Consider the following 20,913-nt stretch of genomic DNA (forward strand, 5'->3'; position numbering starts at 1 on the left):
CCCCGCCCGCAGGCTGTCAGCATCACTTCACTTCCTTGAGTCACGCTTGCCAGAGGATCCGCGATGATTTCCGTTTGTCTCGTCGACGACCAGAATCTGGTACGCCAGGGCGTCCGCTCGCTGCTGGACCTGGCCGAGGACATCCGCGTGGTGGCCGAGTGCGCCGACGGCACCCAGGCGGTGGCCGACATCCCGCGGATCAAGCCCGATGTGGTGCTGCTGGACCTGCGCATGCCGAACATGAGCGGGCTGGAGGTGCTGCAGGCGCTGTCCGCCCGCAACGAGCTGCCGCCGACGATCATCCTGACCACCTTCGATGACGACCAACTGGTGCTGCAAGGCCTCAAGGCCGGGGCGCGCGGCTACCTGCTGAAGGATGTCTCGCTGGAGCAGCTGGTCGAGGCCGTGCGCACGGTGGCCGGTGGCGGCTCGCTGGTGGCGCCGATGGTCACCCAGCGCCTGATGGCCGGGGTGGCACGGATGCAGAACCAGTTCACCAGCCTGGAGCAGCCCGACCCGCTGACCGAGCGCGAGACCGAGATCCTGCGCCTGCTTTCCGGCGGTTACAGCAACAAGGAAATTGCCAACTCGTTGAAGGTCGCCGAGGGCACGGTGAAGAACCATGTCTCCAACATCCTCTCCAAGCTGGGCGTGCGCGATCGCACGCGCGCCGTGCTGAAGGCGCTGGAGATGGGCATCGTCTGAGCCGGCGGGGGAGCCGCATTCCGGCCGCCGGAGGGCTTGCGGCGGCCCGTTTCGGGCGCTGCGAAGCCGTCGATGCGGGCCGATGGCGTTCCAGCCCGCGAGCAAGTAACATCCGTTGCTTCGGCGTTTGCCGACCCCCCGCCACGACCCCCGGCCAATCCTCCCGGCAGGCCTGTGTGGCGGCCGGGGCAACACTTCAGGTATGGCGTAAAGACGCTTCGGAGAACTCTGGAATGATGCGTGTCTTTGAATTTCTTGTTGCCCTGGTCATTGTTGCATTGATCGGTGTCCTGGCAGCTGTGGTCATGCCCGGTAGCGGTCATGTGGAGCGCCAGCTGGTCATCGGCAAGGACATGCGCCAGGTCTATGACGTGCTCAACAACTACCGCAGGCTGCCGGATTACGCGGTGCTGCGCTCGCTCGACCCGAACGTGCAGTTCAGCTTCTCCGGCAAGTCCTACGGCCCCGGCGCCGAGATCAGCTGGACCAGCTCCGACGCCAAGCTCGGCAACGGCGGCCTGACCGTCGCCAGCTCCACGCCGGAGTTCGACAAGATCGACGGCAACACCAAGAACGCCAGCATCGTGTGGAACCTGGACAACAACTGGCGCGGCCTGGACAAGCATTTCACGTTGGACCTGGAGCGCCAGGGCAGCCGCGGTCAGCTGACCCAGGTGACCTGGTCGTATGACGTCTCGTACGGCTGGAACCTGGTCAACCGCTTCGCCAACCTGTACATCCATGGCGATCCGGATTCGTTCATCCAGTTCAGCCTGAACAACCTGCAGAACGTGCTGGCGGGCGTCCCCAACATCGACTACAGCCAGCTGATTCCGTACATCGAGCAGACCCAGCCGACCCCGGTGCTGCTGGTGTCCACCTCGATCGAGCGCAAGAACGGCATCGAGGCGGTCGATGACGCCGTCGCCAAGGCGAACACCGAGGTGCAGGCCGCCGCCAAGAAGCTGGGTGTGCACGTCACCGGCTCGCGGATCCTGATCACCACCAACTACGGCGACCAGACCTTCAGCTTCGACGTGGCGTATCCGATCGACTCCAGCACGCTGACCGTCAACGGTCATGCCGAGCAGCTGACCGCGGCCGCTCCGCCGTCGATCGACGCCGCCGCACCGGCTACTGCCGGCAGCACGGCCGCCGCTGCGGACAGCAATGTCGCCGTCGGCAGCCGCGACCGCTACGGTCGCCTGGTGGTGGACGGCAACGTGCGCGCCACGCTGGCCTTCGGCGGCGCCGCGCTGAAAGGTATCTGGAACGGCACCTTCGCCGGCGTGCCGCAGACCCGCGACATGCTCAAGGCCTATGCGCAGACCCACGGCTACAAGTTCGACGATGTGGTCAACCGCCCGTACGACCTCATCGTGACGCCGGAAGTGAAGGACGCCGGCGGCAACATCACCACCTATGCGAAGTACGCGGTGTACCTGCCGATCAGCAATGCGCCGGAAAAGACCCCCGAGCAGGAAGCCGGCCTGCAGCCGCCGAGCCTCGACGGTGCACCGGCAGCTCCCGCCACGGCACCGGCTCCGGCCGGCACTGCCGCGGCACCGGCCAAGGCGGCCAGCGCCGGCAAGTAAGCCAGGCGCGGTTGTCGCGTGGCGAAAGGCCCTTCCGTCAAGGAGGGGCCTTTTCTTTTCCGGCGATGCATCCGGCGCCGAACTTTGCCGGTGTCTTGCGGTACATTGCAGGGCGATCCGCGCCGCCGCCCCCGGAGCCGCGCGTTCGACGCGAAGCCCCGTCACAGCCCACCAGCGGACATGATCGAAACCGACCAGCTCACCCGACGCTATGGCAACCTGACCGCAGTGGATGCGCTGAGCATCCGCGTCGAGCCGGGCCAGGTGCTGGGGCTGCTCGGTCCCAATGGTGCCGGCAAGTCCACCGCGATGCGCATGATCGCCGGTTTCCTGGTACCCACCTCGGGCACCGCGCGGGTGTGCGGGCACGATGTCGGCCGTGAGCCGCTGCAGGCAAAACGCGCGCTGGGCTATTTGCCTGAAGGCGCCCCCAGCTACGGCGAAATGACGGTGCGCGAGTTCCTGCAGTTCATCGTGCGCATGCGCGGGCTCGGGGCCGAGGCCGCTTACCGGCGCTACGACGCGGTGGTGCAGCAGCTGCAGCTGGAGGAAGTGCTGGAGCTGTGCATCGATACGTTGTCGAAGGGCCTGCGCCGGCGCGTCGGGCTGGCCCAGGCGATCCTGCACGATCCGCCGGTACTGATGCTGGACGAGCCCACTGACGGCCTCGATCCGAACCAGAAACACGCGGTGCGCCAGCTGATCGACGTGATGGCGCGCGATCGCACCATCCTGATCTCCACGCATCTGCTGGAGGAAGTGCACGCGCTGTGCAACCGGGTGGTGATCATCGCCCGCGGCCGGCTGCTGGCGGACGCCACTCCGGCCGAGCTGGAGGCGCGCTCGCGCTATCACGGTGCCGTGTCGTTCAGCGCGCCGGGCAGCGGCATGTCGCAGGAGATGCTCGGCCGCCTGCCGCAGGTGGCGGCGATCGAGGTCGACCCGCTGGACGGCCGCATCACGGTGTTTCCGAAACCGGGCGCGCGGATCCTGGAGCCGGTCGAGACGCTGCTGCGCGAGCAGGGCCTGGAGGTGTCGGAGATCCAGCTCGAGCGCGGCCGGCTGGACGAGGTGTTCCGCCAGATCACCACCGGCGGCGATGCCGCGGAGGGGCACGCATGAGTCCGGTCAATGCGGTGTTGCGGCGCGAGCTGCGCAGCTACTTCGTGACACCGGTGGCGTACGTGTTCCTGGTGATCTTCCTGGTGCTGGCCGGCATCCTCACCTTCTATGCGGGCGACTTCTACGAGCGCGGCCAGGCCGACCTGCAGCCGTTCTTCACGATGCATCCGTGGCTGTACCTGATCCTGGTGCCGGCGATCACCATGCGCATGTGGGCGGAGGAGGCCAAGGGCGGCACGCTGGAACTGCTGCTGACCCTGCCGCTGACGCTGTGGCAGGCGATGCTCGGGAAGTTCCTCGCCGCGTGGCTGTTCATCGGGCTGGCGCTGGTGCTGACGTTCCCGATCTGGATCACCGTCAACTACCTGGGGTCGCCGGACAACGGCGTGATCCTGGCCGGCTACCTGGGCAGCTGGCTGATGGCCGGCAGCTTCGTCGCGATCGGCGCCTGCCTGTCCGCGCTGACCCGCAGCCAGGTGGTGGCGTTCATCCTTACCGCACTGGTGTGCGTGCTGCTGATCCTGGTCGGCCAGCCGCAGGTGCAGGATTTCTTCTCCGGCACCTTGCCGCGCAAGCTGATCAACGCGGTGGCGCACCTGTCCATGCTGCGGCACTTCGAGGCGATCGCGCGCGGCGTGCTGGACACCCGCGACCTGGTGTACTTCCTGCTCAGCATGGCCGGCTGGCTGATCGCCGGCGTGCTGTTGCTCGACCTGAAACGGACGCGCTGATCCCATGCCCCGCCCGCGCCCGCATCGCCTGTTCACCAAGCCGACCCGGCGCGGTGTGCTGTATGGCGCGCTGGTCCTGCTGGTACTGCTGTTCGTGCCTTTGATCGTGGCCAGCAGCCGCTGGCTGCACGGATCGCGGATCGACCTCACCACCGACAAGCTGTACACGCTGACGCCCGGCACGCTGCACATCGTCGACACGCTGCAGCGGCCGTTGCGGCTGACCCTGTACTTTTCCGAACACGCCACCCGCGACCTGCCGCAACTGCGCAGCTACGAGCAGCGCGTGCGCGAAATGCTGCAGGAGATGGTGGCGCGCTCGCACGGCCGCATCCGCCTGCAGATCGTCGACCCGGTGCCGTATTCCGACGACGAGGCCAGTGCCGAAGGCAGCGGTCTGACCGCAGCCAACGGCGGCAGCAACGGCGAGCGGGTGTTCTTCGGGCTGGCCGGCAGCGTGATGTCGGGCAGTGCCGACAGCAGCGAAGGCGGCGACGAGCGCGTGGCGGACAAGACGCTGGCGATCGCGTTCTTCGACCCGGCGCGCGAGGCCTTCCTCGAATACGACATCGCCCGGCTGCTGTACGAGTTGAACCAGGTCAGCAAGCCGGTGGTCGGCGTGATCAGCTCGCTGCCCGTCGACGGCAACCCGGTGCTCGGCGAGCAGCGGTGGGCGGTGCTGCAGCAGCTGGGCCAGCTGTTCGACGTGAAGATGCTGGACCCGACCACATTGCGCACGGTCGACGGCAATATCAGGGTATTGCTGCTGATCCATCCCAAGCGGCTGCCGCCCGATGCGCAGTACGCGATCGACCAGTACGTGCTGCGCGGCGGCCACCTGGCGGTGTTCGTCGACCCCGACGCGGAACTCGACACCTCGCCGTACGCGCCCGACAGCATCACGTTCCCTGACCATGCCTCCGACCTGCCGCGGCTGTTCAAGGCCTGGGGCGTGGCATATGACCCGCACAAGATCGTGCTGGACCGCGCCCGCGCGCTGCAGATCGAACTGGGCGGCACCAGCCTCAACCACCCGGCGATGCTCGACCTTGGCGCGCAGGAGCTCAATCGCAACGACGCCGTCACCGCCAGCCTGCAGCGGATCAACGTGTCCACCGCGGGCTACTTCGATCTGGCAGCGGATGCGCACGCACGGCTGATCCCGCTGCTGCAGAGCAGTGCCGAAGCCGAGGTGGTGCCGACCCAGCGGGTGCTGGACGCGAGCACCGATCCCAGCTCGCTGCTGCAGGGCTACAAGCCGGACAACGCCCACTACGTGCTGGCGGCGCGCCTGCGCGGCACGTTCGACAGCGCCTTCCCCGAGCGCGCCGCCACACCCGGCCATCGGGCCAGGTCGGCGCCGGATGCGGAGGTGATCCTGGTTGCCGACACCGACCTGCTCAGCGACCGGCTGTGGGTGGAGCCGCAGACCATCCTCGGTCAGACGATGATGCGGGTCTTTGCCAACAACGGGGATTTCGCCACCAACCTGGTGGACAACCTCAGCGGCTCCTCGGCGCTGCTGTCGATTCGTGGCCGCTCCACTTCGCAGCGGCCGTTCACCAGGGTGCAGGCACTGCGCAACGTGGCCGACCAGAAATTCCTGCAGAAGGAACACGAGCTGGAGCAGGAGCTGGCCGACACCCGGCGCCGGCTGGACGAACTGCAGCCGGCCAAGGGCAGCCACGGCAGCGCCGCCACCGCCGAGCAGCGGCGCGAGATCGAGCAGTTCCGCCAGCGCCAGCTGGCGATCAACAAGGAATTGCGCGACGTGCAGCATCAGCTCAACGCCGAGATCGACTCGCTGGGCCTGCGCATCAAGTTCATCAACATCGTGCTGGTGCCGGCGCTGGTGGTGCTGATCGGCCTGCTGTACGGCTGGCGCCGCACCCGCTACAGCCGCCGGCGCCGGTGAAGGCGGCAATCTGCCGCAAGCCGGCGGCTGACTCTGCCGGCGCGCGGCATTATGCTGGGCGGTCGCCGGCCGTCGCCGGCGCAGACTGAAGTGCCGGTGCAGTGACCGCTAGCTTGCTGAAATGGATCGTGCCGTGGGAGTTCTCGTGGGTCCTGCTCGCGTGCTTCGCGACGGCCTGCGTGCTGTACCTGCGCGGCAGCCGCCGGTGGCCGGTGAGCTTCGGCCGCAAGCTGGCGTTCTGGGTCGGCATGGCGATCATTTACCTGTCGCTGCACACCTACCTGGACTACTACGCCGAGCATGAGTTCTTCATGCACCGCATCCAGCAGTTGCTGCTGCACCACATCGCGCCACTGCTGATCGTCACCGCGTATCCGGCCACGGTGCTGCGCGCCGGCCTGCCGCTGGTGTGGCGGGTGCGGCTGCTGCGGCCGCTGCAGCGTTCGTGGCCGTGGCGGGTGGTCAGCGGCGTACTGCTCAATCCAACGGTGGCGACGCTGCTGTTCGTCGCCTTCATCCTGGTCTGGCTGATTCCGTCCATGCAGACGCTGGCGATGCTGGACTGGCGCATCTACCGTTTCATGAACTGGAGCATGCTGGTCAGCGGCTTCGCCTATTGGTCGCTGGTGCTGGACCACCGGCCGCATCCGCCGGGGCGGATGACCGCGGGGCTGCGCGTGCTGTCGCCGGCGGTCACCATGACGCCGCAGATCATCGCCGGCGCGATCGTCACGTTCTCCAAGTCCGACCTGTATCCGATCTTCGAGATCTGCGGCCGCGCGTTCACCTTCAATGTGCTGACCGGCCAGCTGATCGGTGGCGTGATCATCTGGGTGCCGTCGGCGCTGGTGGAGTCGATCGGCGGCCTGATGGCGCTGCGCCTGTGGCTGCGGCTGTCGCGCAACGGCCGTTTGCCGCGCACGCCGCGTCATCGTCCGGCTTCGACCGCGGCGCCGCTTTTGTAGGGCGGGCACTACCCGCCGCTGGCGTCATGCAAGAGGCCGGCGGGCAATGCCCGCCCTACGGAACGTTTCAGTGTCCGGTGTCGTCCAGCGCATTCGCCGGCCGCGCGACGAAGTCGGTGGCCAGCGTGCTGCCGTCGGTGAACTTCAGCGTCAGCCTGACCGTGTCGCCGGCTTTGACCGGCGCCTTCGGCTGCATCAGCATCAGGTGGTAGCCGGCCGGCGCCAGCACCGCCTTGCCGTGTGCCGGCACCTCCAGCGAGTCGACCATGCTCATGCGGCTCATGCCGCCCGCGGTGGAACTCCGGTGCAGCATCACGTCGGCATACACCGTGCTGTCGGCACCGCTGAGCGCGACCGGCTGGTCGCCGTCGTTTTCCAGCGTGACATAGGCGCCGGCGGGCAGGGCGCCGGGAAGCACGCGGATCCAGGCGTGGCTGGCGCGGACGTGGTCGGCGGCTGCGGCGTGCGCGCCTCCGGCCAGCAGCAGGCCGGCGAGCAGCAGCGAAAGACGGGATGGCTTCATGGGTTGATTCCGGGGTCGAGCAGCAGGTGCAGGTCGTGCACGAGATCGTCCTGCGAGGCGGAGGGCGTGGCCAGCACGCGGGCGCGGCCATGGTTGTCGAAGACGTAGATCGCCGAGCTGTGGCTGACTTCGTAGGTCCCGTCGGCAGAACTGGGCTCGCGGGTAAAGGCGGAGCGATAGCGCTTGCTCAGGGCCTCGACGCTGCGCGCATCGCCGACCAGGCCCACGGCCCGCTTGTCGAACGCGTTGACATAGGCATGCATGATCGCCGGCGTGTCGCGCGCCGGGTCGACGCTGACGAACAGGATCCGCGCGCCGTCGGCCAGGGGCCCCAGCCGCTGCATCACCACGTGCAGCTGCGCCAGGGTCAGCGGGCAGACGTCGGGGCAGTGGGTGTAGCCGAAGTACAGCAGCACCACCTTGCCGCGGTAGTCGGCGCCGGTCACCGGCTTGCCGCTGTCGTCGGTAAGCCGGAAGTCGAGGTCGGGCATGTGCCCGCTGATGTTGGTCAGCCGGAACGGCAGCGGCGTGCTGCCGCAACCGCCCAGCAGCAGGCCGGTGGCGAACAGCAGCAAGAGCAGGAGAAAGGGCCGCGTGCGGCGGGGCTTCATGCGAGAATCCAAGGTCTTCATCTGTTCAAGCATACGACACCGGCCACGTGGCCGGGTTCGCCAGCTGGGAATTCGGTCACCATGCGGCAATCCGTCGACTTCCGTAGCGGCCTGCTGGTCGGCATCGCCGGCGCCAGCGCGGTGCTGCTGGGCGCCTTCGGCGCGCACGCGCTGCGTGGCGTGCTGGACGCCCGTGGCCTCGAACTGTGGCACACGGCGGTGAGCTACCAGATGTGGCATGCGCTGGCGCTGGCCACGACGGCCGGGCTCGGGCGCGGGCGCAGCAGGCGGTTGGCGATGGCCGCATTCGCGGTCGGCATCGTGCTGTTCAGCGGAAGCCTGTATGCCTTGGCGCTGGGGGCATCGCGCTGGGTCGGCATCATCACGCCGTTCGGCGGACTGGCCTTCGTCGCCGGCTGGCTGGCGCTTGGCTGGACGCTGTGCACGCGTCGGGAGTGATTTCCGCGGTGTCATCCTGCGGTCATGCCTGCCGGCGATGCTGCCGGCATGGACACGCCGATCGCCCTTCGTGAGCGGCCCCCTGCAGCAGGGTGGTCCAGCCGTGGCCTGCGTCTTTTCGGCATCGCCCTGTGCGCGGTGTCGGCTTCGTGCCTGCTGTGGTCGTGGCAGCCAGCCGCCCGGAAGGTGACGAGCGGAACGTCGGCCAACCAACTGGTGCACTGGCGGGATGCGGACCATGACTGGCTGCTGGTGGTCGATCCGGCGACTCGCGAGCTGGTGGTCTACGACGCCGTCGACGGTCGTCCGCTGGACCGGCTCGGTGCGGACGACGGCCTGCCGGACGTGCAGTCGATCGCGCCGCAGGGGCGCGGGCTGCTGGTGGCGGGCGCGCAGCCCCGGACGGCGCGCCGGCTAGAGTTGCCGGAATTGCGGGCGGTCGCCATCGACGGCCGCTGAGCAGGTCGGTGGCTGCCGGCCAGCGGCATGTGCATTCCCGCGTTCGGCACGGTCGTCGGTCATTTCTTTCCGGGGGCGGATCCATCCGCATCGTCGTCGACCGCGGGTTTGCCCGGGCTGGCCTTCAGTCGGCCCGCCTTGCGCAACGCCTCGCGCAACACGTACTCGATCTGTGCGTTGAGGCTGCGCAACTCGTCGTCCGACCAGCGCTGCATTGCCTCCAGCACGGTGGCGCTGATGCGCAGCGGGTAGGCTTTTTTCTCGCCGGCCATCGCGACGCGTCAGTACAGCGTGCCGGTATTCAACACCGGCTGGCTGCCGCGCTCGCCGCACAGCACCACCAGCAGGTTGCTGACCATCGCCGCCTTGCGCTCCTCGTCCAGGCTCACCACGCCGCGTCGGTTGAGCTGGTCCAGTGCCATCTCGACCATGCTCACCGCGCCCTCGACGATCTTCGTGCGGGCGGCGATGATCGCGCCGGCCTGTTGCCGCTGCAGCATCGCCTGGGCGATTTCCTGGGCGTAGGCGAGGTGGCTGATGCGCGCCTCGACCACCTGCACGCCGGCCTTGCCAAGGCGGGTCTGGATCTCGTCGCGCAGGTGCGAGTTGATCACGTCGCCGTGGCTGCGCAGCGACGGCTTGCCGTCGTCGTGGGCGTCGTACGGATAGCTCTGCGCCATCTGCCGCAGCGCCGATTCACTCTGGATGTGCACGAAGTTCTCGTAGTCGTCGACGCAGAACACCGCCTCGGCCGTGTCCAGCACCTGCCACACCACCACCGCGCCGATCTCGATCGGGTTGCCGTCGTTGTCGTTGACCTTCAGCTTGCCGCTCTCGAAGTTGCGCACGCGCAGCGAGATGCGGCGGCGGCTGCAGAACGGGTTGGTCCAGCGCAGGCCTTCGTGGCGCACCGTTCCGGCGTACTTGCCGAACAGCTGCAGTACCTGGCCTTCGTTCGGCGCGACCTGGAAAAAGCCTTTCAGCATGAAGCCGTCGATGGCCAGCAGGATCACGCCGGCGATCGCCGGCGGTGCCGGCTGCCCCTGCGCAGCCGGCAGCACCAGTGCGATGCCGATCGCGGCGAGCACGATGCACAGCCCGATGAAAGGGATGCCGGCGACGGAAAAACCATGGCGTTCGTTCATGTGTCATCTCCCTGAGGTTTGGTGATTAGATATCAATTTGATATCTAATTCAAGTGAGCGCGGCACGGCGGATCCATGTCGGGCAGGCTGCCTCGTGCCCGGCCGCATACAATGCCGGTTTGCCTGCACCGGAGAACCCGATGAAGCCATTCGGCACCCCCCATTCCGACCACGCGCTGCGCGTGCTGCTGCTTGGCGCCGGCGAGCTGGGCAAGGAGGTGGCGATCGAGCTGCAGCGCTACGCGGTGGAAGTGATCGCGGTGGATCGCTACGCGAATGCGCCGGCGATGCAGGTCGCCCATCGCAGCCACGTGATCGACATGCTGGACGGCAAGGCACTGCGCGCGGTGATCGAGCAGGAAAAGCCCGACCTGGTGGTGCCGGAGATCGAGGCGATCCATACGCCGACCCTGGTCGAGCTGGAGAAGGAGGGCCAGCGGGTGATCCCCACCGCGCGCGCGGCATGGCTGACCATGGACCGCGAGGGCATCCGCCGGCTGGCCGCTGAGGAACTCAGGCTGCCCACCTCGCCCTACCGCTTCTGCGACGACGAGGCGCAGTATCGCGACGCGGTGGCCGCGATCGGCTATCCGTTCGTGATCAAGCCGGTGATGAGTTCGTCGGGCAAGGGCCAGAGCGTGGTGCGCAGCGCCGACGAGTTGCAACACGCATGGGATTACGCGCAGTCCGGTGGGCGTGCGGGCAAGGGCCGGGTGATCGTCGAGGGCTTCGTCGATTTCGACTATGAGATCACCATGCTCACCGTGCGGCACGTCGACGGCGTCAGCTTCTGCGCGCCGATCGGCCATCGCCAGGAAGAGGGCGACTATCGCGAGTCGTGGCAGCCGCAGCCGATGAGCGACGCCGCGCTGGCCGAGGCACAGCGGCAGGCCGCCGCGGTCACCGGTGCGCTGGGCGGCTGGGGCGTGTTCGGCGTGGAGTTCTTCGTGAAGGGCGATGCGGTGATCTTCTCCGAGGTCAGCCCACGGCCGCACGACACCGGCCTGGTCACCCTGATCTCGCAGGAGTTCTCCGAGTTCGCGCTGCATGCGCGGGCGATCCTCGGCCTGCCGATCCCGGTGATCCACCAGTACGGGCCGGCGGCGTCGTGCGCGGTGCTGGTCGAAGGCGAGGGCGCGGGCCCGCGCTACCACGGCGTGGCCGCGGCGCTGGTCGAGCCGGACACGCAGCTGCGCATCTTCGGCAAGCCCGAGGTGAAGGGGCGCCGGCGCATGGCGGTGACGCTGGCGCGCGCCGGCACACTGGAGGCGGCGGTGGGCAAGGCGGTGCGCGCGGCGGGCCATCTGCGCATCGAGCTGTGAGCGCATCCGTCTGAACGAATCGACGCGATAGGCTTGGCGATGGCGGCCGCGTCGTCGCCACCGGTATTCGACTAAGGAGAGGCAGGATGGAATCAACCGGGTTTGCGCACTGGCTGGTCGTGCTGGTCGAACTGGTCACGGCCTTTGCCCTGCTGTTGCTGGCGCTGGCGGTGGTGGTGCTGGCGGTGACCTGGGTGGTCGATCGCAACCAGACCGGCAACGCGGTGCTGCGCAACTTCCCGGTGGTCGGCCACTTCCGCTACTGGTTCCTGCATCTGGGCGAGTTCTTCCGCCAGTACCTGTATTCCAGCGACCGCGAGGAGATGCCGTTCAACCGCGCCCAGCGCACCTGGGTCTATCGCGCCGCGAAGAACGTGGACAACACCAATGCATTCGGTTCCAGCCGCGACCTGCGTGCCGAGGGCGTGCCGTTCTTCGTCAACGCGCCGTTCCCCGACCTGGGCGTGGACCACGTCGAGCCGGTGCCGGTGACGATCGGTCCGTACGCGCGCGAGCCGTACAGCCATGCGGCGTTCTTCAACATCTCGGCGATGAGTTTCGGCGCATTGTCGGCGCCGGCCGTGCGCGCGCTGTCGCGCGGCGCGGCCAAGGCGGGCATCTGGATGGACACCGGTGAGGGTGGCCTGGCGCCGTACCACTTGGAAGGCGGCTGCGACATCATCTTCGAGATCGGCACCGCCAAGTACGGCGTGCGCACGCCGGACGGCAAGCTCGACGACGACAAGCTGCTGGCGATCTGCGCCCACCCGCAGGTGAAGATGGTCAGCATCAAGCTGGGCCAGGGCGCCAAGCCCGGCATGGGCGGCCTGCTGCCGGGCGCCAAGGTCACCGCCGAGATCGCGGCGATCCGCGGCATTCCGGTCGGCGAGGATTCGCAGAGCCCGAACCGCCATCTCGACATCGGCAACGTCACGCAGTTGATGGACAGCATCGGGCACATCCGCGAGCTCACCGGCAAGCCGGTTGGCTTCAAGGCGGTGCTGGGCGGCGTGGAGTGGATCGGCGAGCTGTGCGACGAGGTGAGGAAGCGCGGCATCGAGAGCGCGCCCGACTTCATCATCGTCGACGGCTCCGAAGGCGGTACCGGCGCGGCGCCGCAGACCCTGATGGAAGGCGTCGGCCTGCCATTGCACGAGGCCCTGCCGGCACTGCTCGACATGCTGATCGTCAAGGGCCTGCGCCAGCGCATCAAGGTGGTCTGCTCGGGCAAGTGCATCACTGCCTACGACGTGGCGTGGGCACTCTCGCTGGGGGCGGACTTCGTCAACTCGGCGCGCGGCTTCATGCTGGCGCTGGGCTGCATCCAGTCGCTGCAGTGCAACCGCAACACCTGTCCCACCGGCATCACCACGCAGGACCCGAAGCTGCAGCGCGGCCTGGTGGTAAGCGACAAGAGCGAGCGGGTGTTCCACTACGCGAAGAACGTGATGCACGAGGTCGGCATCATCGCGCATAGCTGCGGGGTCAGCGAACCGCGCCAGCTCAACCGCAGCCACTGCCGCGTCGTGGGCGACGACGGCCTGTCGATCCCGCTGGAGAAGCTGTTTCCGTACCCGCAGGCGCAGGATTCGGCGCGGAAATCCCGGTAGGGCGGGCACTGCCCGCCGCTGGTTCGCATGGGGCGGCGGGCAGTGCCCGCCCTACGGCTGCGGCATCGCCTGCCAGCCTTCGGCGGTGCGGATCTGCAACGGCCTGAAGCGCCGCTTGTAGTCCATCTTCGGATGGCCGTCGATCCAGAAGCCCAGGTACAGCCACGGCAGGCCGCGGCGGCGGGCCAGCGCCACTTGCTGCAGGATCGCGTAGGTACCGAGCCCGCGCACGGCTTCGTCGGGGTCGTAGAACGTGTAGACGGCCGAGATGCCGTTGAGGCAGACGTCGGTGACCGCCACCGCCAGCAGGCGTTCGCCCTGGCGCAGTTCCAGGAACAGGGTGGGGCTCCACGGAGCGGTGAGGAAGCGGCGGAAGTCGCTGGCCTCGGCGTCGTCCATGCCGCCGCCGGCGTGGCGGCTCTGCAGGTAACGCTCGTACAGCGCGTGGCGTTCGCGGTTGTAGCCGGGAATCGACTCGCTCAGATCCAGATCGGCGTTGCGTTTCAGGCAGCGTCGCTGCGCACGGTCCGGCTGGAAGTTGGCCACGTCGATGCGGCACGGCGTGCAGGCACGGCATTGCGGGCAATTCGGAAAATACAGGTGGCCGCCGGCGCGACGGAACCCGCGTTCCAGCGCCGGGCCGTACAACTTGTCGAGGTTCGGCGCGGCCGGGTCCAGCACCAGGTTCTGCGCCGTGCGGTCGGCGTAATAGCCGCACGCATGGGGCAGGGTCTGGAACAGGCGGACTTGGTCGGAGCGGCGCATGGCCGGATTCTATGCCGCCCACGGCGGCGGCGCATCCGGGGGGCGGATCACACGCGCAGGAAGCGCAGCATCGCCACGGCGAGCACCGCCAGCACGACCAGGATCACGATGCGGCGCACGCGGGTCACCGCGCGGTTGCGCCGTTCCAGCGGGCTGGGGTTGCGCGCGGCGGCCAATTCCTCGCCGTAGCGAATCGTCGGCTCGATGCCGATCTCGCGCAGCAACGCACGGGCGCGGGCGTAGTCGTCGGCGTGGGTGATCCACACCTGCGCCCAACTGCTGCGGTCGTCCTGCCGTTGCGAGTAGCTGAAGCGCTGCCAGCTCGGCCGGTTGTAGTTGGAGCGGTTTTCCACGGTAGCCGCGATGCCATGTTCGGCCATCAGGGCGACCACGGTGTCGATGTTTTCAGGGCGGGGCGAGGTATAGATCTGGCGCATGGCTGCAGTTTACTCACTCGCCGCGCACGCGGATCAGGCCTTCCTGCGCGGTGGAGGCGACCAGCCGGCCATCGCGGCTGAAGATCTGCCCGCGCGCCAGGCCGCGGCCACCCTGCGCGGTGGGGCTGTCGAACGAGTACAGCAGCCACTCATCGACGCGGAACGGGCGATGGAACCACAATGCGTGGTCGAGGCTGGCCATCTGCACGTTGTGGGTCATGTACGAGATGCCGTGCGGCAGCGTGGCGGTGCCGATCAGGTGGAAATCCGAGGCGTAGGCCAGCAGCGCCCGGTGCAGGATCGCCGAATCGTCGATCGGCGAGGTCAGCCGGAACCAGATGTGCTGGATCGGCGGCCGCTTGACCGGGTGCAGCTCGTCGCGCGGCCACACCTGGCGGAACTCGAACGGACCGTCGATGCCCAGCCAGCGCTGCAGTTTCACCGGCAGCCGCGCCAGCTCGTCGGGCGGCAGCGGGTGCAGCGGCTCGATGTCTTCCGGCACCGGCACTTTCGGCATGCTGGTCTGGTGTTCCACGCCCGGCTCGGGCGCCTGGAACGAGATCGAGCCGTTCAGGATCGGCTGGCCGTGCTGGATCGCCACCACCCGGCGCGAGGAGAACGTGCCGCCGTCGCGGGTGCGCTCCACGCTGTAGACGATCGGCGCCTCGATGTCGCCGGCGCGCAGGAAGTAGGCGTGCAGCGAATGCGCCTCGCGCGACGGGTCAACCGTCTGCTGCGCCGCCGCCAGCGCCTGTCCCAGCACCTGGCCGCCGAACACGAAACGCGTGCCGATGTCGCGGCTCTGGCCGCGGAACAGGTTGTCTTCCAGCCGTTCCAGCTGCAGCAGGTCGACGAGTTCGGCGACGTGGTCTTCGCTCATGGCATGTCCTTGCGGGGATTCGCCAGTATAGCGACGGCGCCCGGCGAAACCGCATTCAGCCGGTGACGGCCTGGCCTGTGGCGAGCGTGCCTGTGCCTGCGTGCCGGGCGAGGAAGCGGCGCCGGGTCGTGCCCGGCGCCGCCGCCGTGCCGCAGCCTCTCAGGACTGCGCTGTCGCCTCGCGCAGCTTCTGCGCGCATTCCTCGCAGCAGACCTCGACGGTACGGCCGCCGAGGGTGACTTCGATGGCGTTGCCGTCCAGCGGATAGTCACAGGCGGCGCAGGTGGTCTCTTCCGTTTGCATGGTGAGTCTCCGGTAGGTGCCCGCGATCGGGCCTGCACAGGAGACCACCGGCCGTCGGCGGCGGCTGTCAGGATCTTTAGCGATTCATGAGGCGCGGTTCAGCGCGGCCCGGCGGAAGGCCGTGGGCGTGCGGCCGTAGGCCTGGCGGAAGGCGGCGCTGAAGTGGCTGTGGCTGGAGAAGCCGAGGTCCAGCGCCAGCGCGGCGACGTCTTCGCAGTCGGCCACCCGGTCCAGCGCGCGGGCCAGGCGCAGGCGCAGGTGGTAGCGGTACAGCGGCATGCCTTCGACCTGCTGGAAGGCCTGGGTGAGATAGACCGGCGAGCCGCCGACTTCCGCCGCGATGTCCGCCAGCGCCCAGCGCCGGGTGAGGTCGCTGGCGAGCAGCAGTTTGGCCCGGTCCACCAGCCGCTGCCGCGCACGGGTGGCGCCGGGCGCGTGGGCGGTGCGCGGGCCGAGGCTGCGGCACACCAGGGTCAGCGCCAGGCTCTCGCCTTCCAGCGGTTCGATGCCGCCGTGGCGCAGGCTGTGGCGCAGCAGCGCCACCAGCACCTGCGCGCGCTCGTCGATGCGCAGCGCCTGGTGGCGGAACACGGGCTGGTCGCGCCGCTGCAGCATCGCGGCCGGCGCCAGCTCGCGCAGCAATGGCGGCGACACGATCAGCGACAGGCAGGCATCGCCGCCGGCCACCGGATGGCTGACCCGATAGCCCTCGTCGGCGTTGAAGAACAGCACGTGATTGGCATCGGCCACCGACTGCGTGCTGCCGACATGGCGCAGGTACAGGCCGCGGTAGGGAAACACCAGCCGGGTGGAGGCGGTTGATTCCTCGGTGCTGCGGTGGCGGCATTCGCCGCGGCAGCACACGTCGTGTACCGCGGCGGTGGCGGATTGCAGCAGCGGCTGGACGTCGAACTCCGGCATGGCGGCGGCTCGCAGTGGCGATGCAGTCTAGCGCAGCCGTTCGAGGCCGCAGGCGGGGACGACGGCGTTCCACGGGAACAGCGGACCGGGGTCGAGCTTGCGGCGGATCTGCAGCGCGGGGTCGTCGCTGGCCGGCATCAGCGCGGTATCCAGGTCCTCGTGGCCGGCGATGCGGCGAAGGTTCGGGAACTCCTCGCGCAATTGCGCCAGCAGGGCGCCTAGTGCGGCGATCTGGGCGTCGGCGTACGGTTCGGTCATCTGCTGATGGCGCGAATCCCACCATTGCGGATAGCGCCCGCGGTTGACCAGCTCGATGCCGACCGAATCCGGGTTGTGCCCGCGCACGTGGTTCGCGACGCGGGTGCCGGGCACGTAGCGCAGCACCGCGCCGTCGCGGTCGACGTAATAGTGGCCGCTGTTGCCGGTGCCGCTGGCGTGCAGCACGCGCTCGCCGTACTCCCGTGCCATTGCCAGGTCGGGCAGTTCGGTGCAGTGGATCACTACCAGCTCGACCGCCGCGGCCGGGCGTTCGGGCAGCAGGTCGACGTAGGGCAACGGCTGGTCGCGGAAGGTCAGGGGCATCGACCAAGTCTCGCATGCGGCGGCCGGGGGTGGAAACGCTGCCTGTTACCATGCACCTCCTGCCTTTCCCGCTTTCCACGGAGCCCGCCATGCGCGGCCAGATCATTCTTTCGCACGGCTCGGATTCCGGCCCGGACGCCACCAAGGTCAGCGCGCTGGCCGCGCTGGCCGAATCGCTGGGCTGGCGCACGCACCGGCCGGACTACAGCGCCGACGACGCACGCGGCCACGCCGCTTCGGTGGCGCCGCGGATCGCCCGCCTGCGCGCCACCGTCGAGGCGCTGGAGGCGCCGCCGCTGCTGGTCGGCTCCAGCATGGGCGCGTTCGTCTCCGGCCTGGTCTCGCTGGACGTGCCGGTGGCCGGTCTGCTGTTGCTGGCCACGCCCAGCGAAATCCCCGGCTACGCGCGCAAGTTCGACCTGCGCGGGGGCGTGCCCGCGCTGCTGATCCACGGCTGGCGCGACGAAGTCTGCCCGCTGGCCGGCACGCACGCGTTCTCCGCCGGGCGCCGGCTGCCGCTGCTGGTGCTGGACGACGACCATCGGCTGGGTGCGAGCATGGACATGATCGCCGCGCAGTTCCGGCTCCTGCTGGATCAGCTGGCGACCAGCGCATGAGCCATTACTTCGCCACCTGCCCGAAGGGCATGGAATACCTGCTGCGCGACGAACTGGTCGCGCTCGGCGCCGAGGATGTGCGCGAAGCGCTGGCCGGTGCGCATTTTTCCGGCACGCTGGAAACGGCGTACAAAGCTTGCCTGTGGTCGCGCCTGGCCAGCCGCATCCTGCTGCCGCTGGCGGAGTTCGACGCGGCCGACGACGATGCGCTCTATCGCGGCGTGCAGGAAATCGATTGGAGTGCCCACCTGGCGGCGCATGCCACCTTCGCCGTGGATGCCGGTACCGCGCTGAGCAAATTGACGCACAGCCAGTTCGTCGGCCTGCGCGTGAAGGATGCGGTGGTGGACCAGTTCCGCCAGCGTGATGGCTCGCGTCCGGGCATTGATACCGACGAGCCGGACATCCGCATCAATGTGCGCCTGCGCCGCGATCGCGCCACCGTGTCGCTGGACCTGGCCGGCTCGCCGCTGCACCGGCGCGGCTGGCGCGAGGTGCAGGGCGAGGCCCCGCTGAAGGAGAACCTTGCCGCCGCGATGCTGCTGCGCGCGCAGTGGCCTGCGGTGTATGCCGCAGGCGGCGCGCTGCTCGACCCGATGTGCGGCTCCGGCACGCTGCTGATCGAAGGCGCGCTGATGGCGGCCGACGTGGCGCCCGGCTTGCGTCGCGAGTACTTCGGTTTCCTCGGTTGGCAGCAGCACGACATCGCCTTGTGGCGCGGTCTGCTGGACGAGGCGAGGCAGCGTGCCGAGGCCGGTCTGCGCGCGCTGCGCCCGTGCTTCTTCGGCAGCGACGCCGACCCGCGCATGGTGCAGACGGCCAAGCGCAACGCGCAGGAAGCGGGCGTGGCCGGCTTCTTCACCCTGGACCGGCAGGACGTGGCGCACGCCGCGCCGCCGCCCGGCGTCGACTATGGCCTGCTCATCACCAACCCGCCGTACGGCGAACGCCTCGGCGACCGCGTCGAGATGCCGAAGCTGTACCGTGCGCTGGGCGACACGCTGCGTCAGCGCTTCAGCGGCTGGCGTGCCGCGGTGCTGGCCGGCGACGTGGAACTGGGCCGCGCCATGCAACTGCACGCGGACAAACGCTACGCGCTGTACAACGGCGCGCTCGAAACCGTGCTGCTGACGTTCGACCTGCAGCCGCGCGAGGAGAAACCGCGCGAGCCGAAGCCGCTGTCCGCCGGCGCGCAGATGCTGAAGAACCGGCTGGAAAAGAACGTCAGGCACCTGCGCAAGCGGCTTGCCCGCGAGGGCATCCACGGCTGGCGCGCCTACGACCAGGATCTGCCCGAGTACGCCGCCGCGATCGACGTTTACGGCGACACGAACGGCGATGATCACCTGCACATCCAGGAATACCGCGCTCCGGCCGACATTCCCGCCGACGTCGCGCGGCTGCGCCTGCGCGAGGTCGCCCGCGTCGCCGGCGAGGTGCTCGGCGTGCCGCGCGAGCGCATCGCGCTGAAGACCCGTGAGCGCGGCAAGGGCGGTTCCAAGTATGGCCAGCTCGACCAGCGCGGCGAGTTCATCGAGGTGGAGGAGGGCGGCCTGAAGTTCCTGGTCAACCTCACCGACTATCTGGATACCGGCCTGTTCCTCGACCACCGGCTGGTGCGCGCCAGGGTGCGCGAGCTGGCGCGGGGTCGCTGCTTCCTCAACCTGTTCGCCTACACCGCCACCGCCAGCGTGTATGCCGCCGCCGGCGGCGCACTGGAAACCACCAGCGTGGACCTGTCGGCCACCTATCTGGAATGGGCCTCGCGCAACCTGGCACTGAACGGTTTCAGCGGCGCCCGCCAGCGGCTGATGCAGTTCGACGCGCTGGAGTTCCTGCAGCGCGACCGCGGTCACTACGGCCTGATCTATGTCGATCCGCCCACTTTCTCGAACTCCAAGCGCGCCGAGGATTTCGACGTGCAGCGCGATCACGTGGCCCTGCTGGAGGCCTGCAATGCGCGGCTGACCCGCGACGGCGTGATTGTGTTCTCCAACAACTTCCGCCGCTTCAGGCTGGACCGCGAGGCGCTGGAGCAGCACTTCGAGATCGAGGACTGGAGCGCTCCCAGCATCCCGTTCGACTTCGCCCGCCGCGCCGACATCCACGGCTGCTGGCTGCTGCGCCGGCGCCAGGCTGTGACCGGGATCAACCCCTGGGATACCGCGCACATCAAAAAATGAACCCTTCAGTGCATATTAAGCGTGATCGGACGAGCATCCATCCCGTACAACGGAGAACGATCATGACCAAACGCTTCGGTAATGCAAGCAAGCTGGCAGTCATCGGCCTGGCGGTCGCGGCAGCTGTGGCCATGCCGTTGAGCGCTTCCGCGCACGATCATGATGGCTATCGTGGATGGCGTGGTGGCTACCACGGCGGCTACCACGACTACGACGGTGGTCGTTACCGTCACGGCGGCTACTGGAGCGGCGGCCGCTGGATCGCCGGCGCCATCGTCACTGGTGCCGTGGCTGGCCTGGTCAGCGACGCATTGCGCCCGGCACCGGTGTATTACGAGGCACCGGTGGTATACGGCCCGCCGCGGACAGTGATCTACGAGGACGCCCCGGTCGTGCGTCGCCGCGTGGTCGAGACCCGCACCGTGGTGTACGGCGACCCGTACCAGACGCGGTATGTCCGCGGATATGGTGACGATGACGACGATGATTGATCCGGTGCGCCGGATCATCGCTCCGCAGCATGAAGAGTCCGGCATGTCCGGGCTCTTCGCGTCTTGACCGTCGACATCTCAGTGCGCCGGCATGGCCGTTGGCTGCTCGGCGCCGCTGCCGTGCCGGGCGGCGTGTTCGCCGAGCTCTTTGAAGCGGGCCTTGTCGATCTTGCGGACCGACTCGATCGCGCATGGCGGCTGGTAGCGCGAGCGTACCGTTTCACCGACCTCGCCGCAGATGCGGCCCCGGTTGACGATGGCGTTGGACGGGTTGGGCCGGAAGATCAGCCCGGGCGGCGGCGTGCCCAGTCGCGGGCAGTCGTTCTGCAGCGTCACCAGGTAATGTTTCGGACCGGTGCGCACGATGGCGGTGCGTGCGTCGACGATGTACCACTCGTTGATCTGCGTGGTATCGATGCACTCGTTTGCCGGCAGGGGCGAACGGGCGGTGCCCGGCTCGGCCGCGTGCACGTTGCCGACGGCGAGAGCGAACAGCAGGGCGGGAAGAATCGCTTTCATGGGCGTGACCTCGGCGGTTGGTGCGAAGCGGGCGGCGCGGGACGGCGGAAGAG

General features: G+C 68.5%; 24 protein-coding genes. 13 read left to right on the forward strand and 11 right to left on the reverse strand.

What is annotated here, in order from left to right:
• Window positions 1-63 precede the first annotated feature (63 nt).
• The 6 genes from DEO45_RS06665 (at window position 64) to DEO45_RS06690 (ending at window position 7,033) form a co-directional block, all read left to right on the forward strand.
• Entirely contained in the window at window positions 64-705 is a 642-nt protein-coding gene (locus tag DEO45_RS06665) for a response regulator (RefSeq protein WP_068097004.1), read from the forward strand.
• A gap of 233 nt (window positions 706-938) precedes the next feature.
• On the forward strand, window positions 939-2,300 hold the full coding sequence (locus tag DEO45_RS06670) for a polyketide cyclase (RefSeq protein ID WP_114341512.1): 1,362 nt from the start codon (window positions 939-941) through the stop codon (window positions 2,298-2,300).
• A 180-nt stretch (window positions 2,301-2,480) separates the two neighbouring features.
• Window positions 2,481-3,422, forward strand: a complete 942-nt coding sequence (locus DEO45_RS06675) for an ABC transporter ATP-binding protein (RefSeq protein WP_114341513.1) — start codon at window positions 2,481-2,483, stop codon at window positions 3,420-3,422.
• Entirely contained in the window at window positions 3,419-4,153 is a 735-nt protein-coding gene (locus DEO45_RS06680; RefSeq protein ID WP_114341514.1) for an ABC transporter permease subunit, read from the forward strand. The genes DEO45_RS06675 and DEO45_RS06680 overlap by 4 nt, the downstream gene beginning before the upstream one ends.
• Window positions 4,154-4,157: 4 nt before the next feature.
• Window positions 4,158-6,068, forward strand: a complete 1,911-nt coding sequence (locus DEO45_RS06685) for a Gldg family protein (protein WP_114341515.1) — start codon at window positions 4,158-4,160, stop codon at window positions 6,066-6,068.
• Between the two features lie 101 nt (window positions 6,069-6,169).
• Window positions 6,170-7,033: a cytochrome c oxidase assembly protein gene (locus DEO45_RS06690; RefSeq protein WP_114341516.1), complete on the forward strand. Its 864-nt coding sequence runs from the start codon at window positions 6,170-6,172 to the stop codon at window positions 7,031-7,033.
• 67 nt (window positions 7,034-7,100) lie between these two features.
• Here the strand turns inward: DEO45_RS06690 and DEO45_RS06695 are convergent, their stop codons facing one another.
• Window positions 7,101-7,556, reverse strand: a complete 456-nt coding sequence (locus tag DEO45_RS06695; RefSeq protein ID WP_114341517.1) for a copper chaperone PCu(A)C — start codon at window positions 7,554-7,556, stop codon at window positions 7,101-7,103.
• A complete protein-coding gene (locus DEO45_RS06700) occupies window positions 7,553-8,167 on the reverse strand; it encodes an SCO family protein (RefSeq protein ID WP_114341518.1) in 615 nt (204 codons plus the stop codon). Before DEO45_RS06700 ends, DEO45_RS06695 begins: the two co-directional genes overlap by 4 nt.
• A gap of 81 nt (window positions 8,168-8,248) precedes the next feature.
• Between DEO45_RS06700 and DEO45_RS06705 the strand changes: the two genes are divergently transcribed.
• Entirely contained in the window at window positions 8,249-8,626 is a 378-nt protein-coding gene (locus tag DEO45_RS06705) for a DUF423 domain-containing protein (RefSeq protein WP_114341519.1), read from the forward strand.
• Window positions 8,627-8,674: 48 nt separating this feature from the next.
• The gene (locus tag DEO45_RS06710; RefSeq protein WP_223250808.1) at window positions 8,675-9,085 is read left to right on the forward strand and encodes a hypothetical protein; all 411 of its coding nucleotides are present in this window, start codon (window positions 8,675-8,677) and stop codon (window positions 9,083-9,085) included.
• Between the two features lie 59 nt (window positions 9,086-9,144).
• Here DEO45_RS06710 and DEO45_RS06715 read toward each other — a convergent pair whose 3' ends face one another.
• Window positions 9,145-9,357, reverse strand: coding sequence for an Arc family DNA binding domain-containing protein (locus tag DEO45_RS06715; protein ID WP_114341520.1), 213 nt, complete (start codon window positions 9,355-9,357; stop codon window positions 9,145-9,147).
• A gap of 9 nt (window positions 9,358-9,366) precedes the next feature.
• Window positions 9,367-10,230 (reverse strand): SPFH domain-containing protein, encoded by an 864-nt coding sequence (locus tag DEO45_RS06720; protein ID WP_114341521.1) that lies wholly within the window; start codon window positions 10,228-10,230, stop codon window positions 9,367-9,369.
• A gap of 140 nt (window positions 10,231-10,370) precedes the next feature.
• On the opposite strand from DEO45_RS06720, the gene purT reads away from it, so the two are divergent.
• The gene (gene purT / locus DEO45_RS06725) at window positions 10,371-11,552 is read left to right on the forward strand and encodes a formate-dependent phosphoribosylglycinamide formyltransferase (RefSeq protein ID WP_114341522.1); all 1,182 of its coding nucleotides are present in this window, start codon (window positions 10,371-10,373) and stop codon (window positions 11,550-11,552) included.
• Between the two features lie 86 nt (window positions 11,553-11,638).
• Window positions 11,639-13,162, forward strand: coding sequence for an FMN-binding glutamate synthase family protein (locus DEO45_RS06730; protein ID WP_114341523.1), 1,524 nt, complete (start codon window positions 11,639-11,641; stop codon window positions 13,160-13,162).
• 51 nt (window positions 13,163-13,213) lie between these two features.
• Here the strand turns inward: DEO45_RS06730 and DEO45_RS06735 are convergent, their stop codons facing one another.
• The 6 genes from DEO45_RS06735 to DEO45_RS06755 form a co-directional block, all read right to left on the reverse strand.
• The gene (locus DEO45_RS06735) at window positions 13,214-13,927 is read right to left on the reverse strand and encodes an arginyltransferase (protein ID WP_114341524.1); all 714 of its coding nucleotides are present in this window, start codon (window positions 13,925-13,927) and stop codon (window positions 13,214-13,216) included.
• Between the two features lie 47 nt (window positions 13,928-13,974).
• On the reverse strand, window positions 13,975-14,364 hold the full coding sequence (locus DEO45_RS06740) for a DUF2007 domain-containing protein (RefSeq protein ID WP_114341527.1): 390 nt from the start codon (window positions 14,362-14,364) through the stop codon (window positions 13,975-13,977).
• A 13-nt stretch (window positions 14,365-14,377) separates the two neighbouring features.
• Window positions 14,378-15,244: an acyl-CoA thioesterase gene (locus DEO45_RS06745; RefSeq protein WP_114341531.1), complete on the reverse strand. Its 867-nt coding sequence runs from the start codon at window positions 15,242-15,244 to the stop codon at window positions 14,378-14,380.
• A 159-nt stretch (window positions 15,245-15,403) separates the two neighbouring features.
• The gene (locus DEO45_RS16570; protein ID WP_189339689.1) at window positions 15,404-15,547 is read right to left on the reverse strand and encodes a hypothetical protein; all 144 of its coding nucleotides are present in this window, start codon (window positions 15,545-15,547) and stop codon (window positions 15,404-15,406) included.
• 84 nt (window positions 15,548-15,631) lie between these two features.
• On the reverse strand, window positions 15,632-16,468 hold the full coding sequence (locus DEO45_RS06750; RefSeq protein ID WP_114341534.1) for a helix-turn-helix transcriptional regulator: 837 nt from the start codon (window positions 16,466-16,468) through the stop codon (window positions 15,632-15,634).
• A 27-nt stretch (window positions 16,469-16,495) separates the two neighbouring features.
• Window positions 16,496-17,050, reverse strand: coding sequence for an N-acetylmuramoyl-L-alanine amidase (locus DEO45_RS06755; protein WP_114341537.1), 555 nt, complete (start codon window positions 17,048-17,050; stop codon window positions 16,496-16,498).
• Window positions 17,051-17,139: 89 nt separating this feature from the next.
• Here DEO45_RS06755 and DEO45_RS06760 point away from each other — a divergent pair, with 89 nt between their 5' ends.
• The 3 genes from DEO45_RS06760 (at window position 17,140) to DEO45_RS06770 (ending at window position 20,341) form a co-directional block, all read left to right on the forward strand.
• Window positions 17,140-17,667, forward strand: coding sequence for an alpha/beta hydrolase (locus tag DEO45_RS06760; protein ID WP_114341541.1), 528 nt, complete (start codon window positions 17,140-17,142; stop codon window positions 17,665-17,667).
• The gene (gene rlmKL, locus DEO45_RS06765) at window positions 17,664-19,850 is read left to right on the forward strand and encodes a bifunctional 23S rRNA (guanine(2069)-N(7))-methyltransferase RlmK/23S rRNA (guanine(2445)-N(2))-methyltransferase RlmL (RefSeq protein WP_114341545.1); all 2,187 of its coding nucleotides are present in this window, start codon (window positions 17,664-17,666) and stop codon (window positions 19,848-19,850) included. The genes DEO45_RS06760 and rlmKL overlap by 4 nt, the downstream gene beginning before the upstream one ends.
• A gap of 62 nt (window positions 19,851-19,912) precedes the next feature.
• A complete protein-coding gene (locus DEO45_RS06770) occupies window positions 19,913-20,341 on the forward strand; it encodes a hypothetical protein (RefSeq protein WP_114341548.1) in 429 nt (142 codons plus the stop codon).
• Window positions 20,342-20,419: 78 nt separating this feature from the next.
• Here DEO45_RS06770 and DEO45_RS06775 read toward each other — a convergent pair whose 3' ends face one another.
• Window positions 20,420-20,860 (reverse strand): DUF6491 family protein, encoded by a 441-nt coding sequence (locus DEO45_RS06775; RefSeq protein ID WP_114341551.1) that lies wholly within the window; start codon window positions 20,858-20,860, stop codon window positions 20,420-20,422.
• Window positions 20,861-20,913 lie beyond the last annotated feature (53 nt).

Origin of the sequence: Rhodanobacter denitrificans, assembly GCF_003335105.1 — a bacterium.
GTDB classification, from domain to species: Bacteria; Pseudomonadota; Gammaproteobacteria; order Xanthomonadales; family Rhodanobacteraceae; genus Rhodanobacter; species Rhodanobacter denitrificans_A.

Bases quoted from the DNA above. Each gene is read 5' to 3' on its own strand.
- DEO45_RS06665 (WP_068097004.1), top strand. From the start codon at position 64: ATGATTTCCGTTTGTCTCGTCGACGACCAGAATCTGGTACGCCAGGGC.
- DEO45_RS06670 (WP_114341512.1), top strand. From the start codon at position 939: ATGATGCGTGTCTTTGAATTTCTTGTTGCCCTGGTCATTGTTGCATTG.
- DEO45_RS06675 (WP_114341513.1), top strand. From the start codon at position 2,481: ATGATCGAAACCGACCAGCTCACCCGACGCTATGGCAACCTGACCGCA.
- DEO45_RS06680 (WP_114341514.1), top strand. From the start codon at position 3,419: ATGAGTCCGGTCAATGCGGTGTTGCGGCGCGAGCTGCGCAGCTACTTC.
- DEO45_RS06685 (WP_114341515.1), top strand. From the start codon at position 4,158: ATGCCCCGCCCGCGCCCGCATCGCCTGTTCACCAAGCCGACCCGGCGC.
- DEO45_RS06695 (WP_114341517.1), bottom strand. From the start codon at position 7,556: ATGAAGCCATCCCGTCTTTCGCTGCTGCTCGCCGGCCTGCTGCTGGCC.
- DEO45_RS06700 (WP_114341518.1), bottom strand. From the start codon at position 8,167: ATGAAGCCCCGCCGCACGCGGCCCTTTCTCCTGCTCTTGCTGCTGTTC.
- DEO45_RS06705 (WP_114341519.1), top strand. From the start codon at position 8,249: ATGCGGCAATCCGTCGACTTCCGTAGCGGCCTGCTGGTCGGCATCGCC.
- DEO45_RS06710 (WP_223250808.1), top strand. From the start codon at position 8,675: ATGGACACGCCGATCGCCCTTCGTGAGCGGCCCCCTGCAGCAGGGTGG.
- DEO45_RS06715 (WP_114341520.1), bottom strand. From the start codon at position 9,357: ATGGCCGGCGAGAAAAAAGCCTACCCGCTGCGCATCAGCGCCACCGTG.
- DEO45_RS06720 (WP_114341521.1), bottom strand. From the start codon at position 10,230: ATGAACGAACGCCATGGTTTTTCCGTCGCCGGCATCCCTTTCATCGGG.
- purT (WP_114341522.1), top strand. From the start codon at position 10,371: ATGAAGCCATTCGGCACCCCCCATTCCGACCACGCGCTGCGCGTGCTG.
- DEO45_RS06730 (WP_114341523.1), top strand. From the start codon at position 11,639: ATGGAATCAACCGGGTTTGCGCACTGGCTGGTCGTGCTGGTCGAACTG.
- DEO45_RS06735 (WP_114341524.1), bottom strand. From the start codon at position 13,927: ATGCGCCGCTCCGACCAAGTCCGCCTGTTCCAGACCCTGCCCCATGCG.
- DEO45_RS06740 (WP_114341527.1), bottom strand. From the start codon at position 14,364: ATGCGCCAGATCTATACCTCGCCCCGCCCTGAAAACATCGACACCGTG.
- DEO45_RS06745 (WP_114341531.1), bottom strand. From the start codon at position 15,244: ATGAGCGAAGACCACGTCGCCGAACTCGTCGACCTGCTGCAGCTGGAA.
- DEO45_RS16570 (WP_189339689.1), bottom strand. From the start codon at position 15,547: ATGCAAACGGAAGAGACCACCTGCGCCGCCTGTGACTATCCGCTGGAC.
- DEO45_RS06750 (WP_114341534.1), bottom strand. From the start codon at position 16,468: ATGCCGGAGTTCGACGTCCAGCCGCTGCTGCAATCCGCCACCGCCGCG.
- DEO45_RS06755 (WP_114341537.1), bottom strand. From the start codon at position 17,050: ATGCCCCTGACCTTCCGCGACCAGCCGTTGCCCTACGTCGACCTGCTG.
- DEO45_RS06760 (WP_114341541.1), top strand. From the start codon at position 17,140: ATGCGCGGCCAGATCATTCTTTCGCACGGCTCGGATTCCGGCCCGGAC.
- rlmKL (WP_114341545.1), top strand. From the start codon at position 17,664: ATGAGCCATTACTTCGCCACCTGCCCGAAGGGCATGGAATACCTGCTG.
- DEO45_RS06770 (WP_114341548.1), top strand. From the start codon at position 19,913: ATGACCAAACGCTTCGGTAATGCAAGCAAGCTGGCAGTCATCGGCCTG.
- DEO45_RS06775 (WP_114341551.1), bottom strand. From the start codon at position 20,860: ATGAAAGCGATTCTTCCCGCCCTGCTGTTCGCTCTCGCCGTCGGCAAC.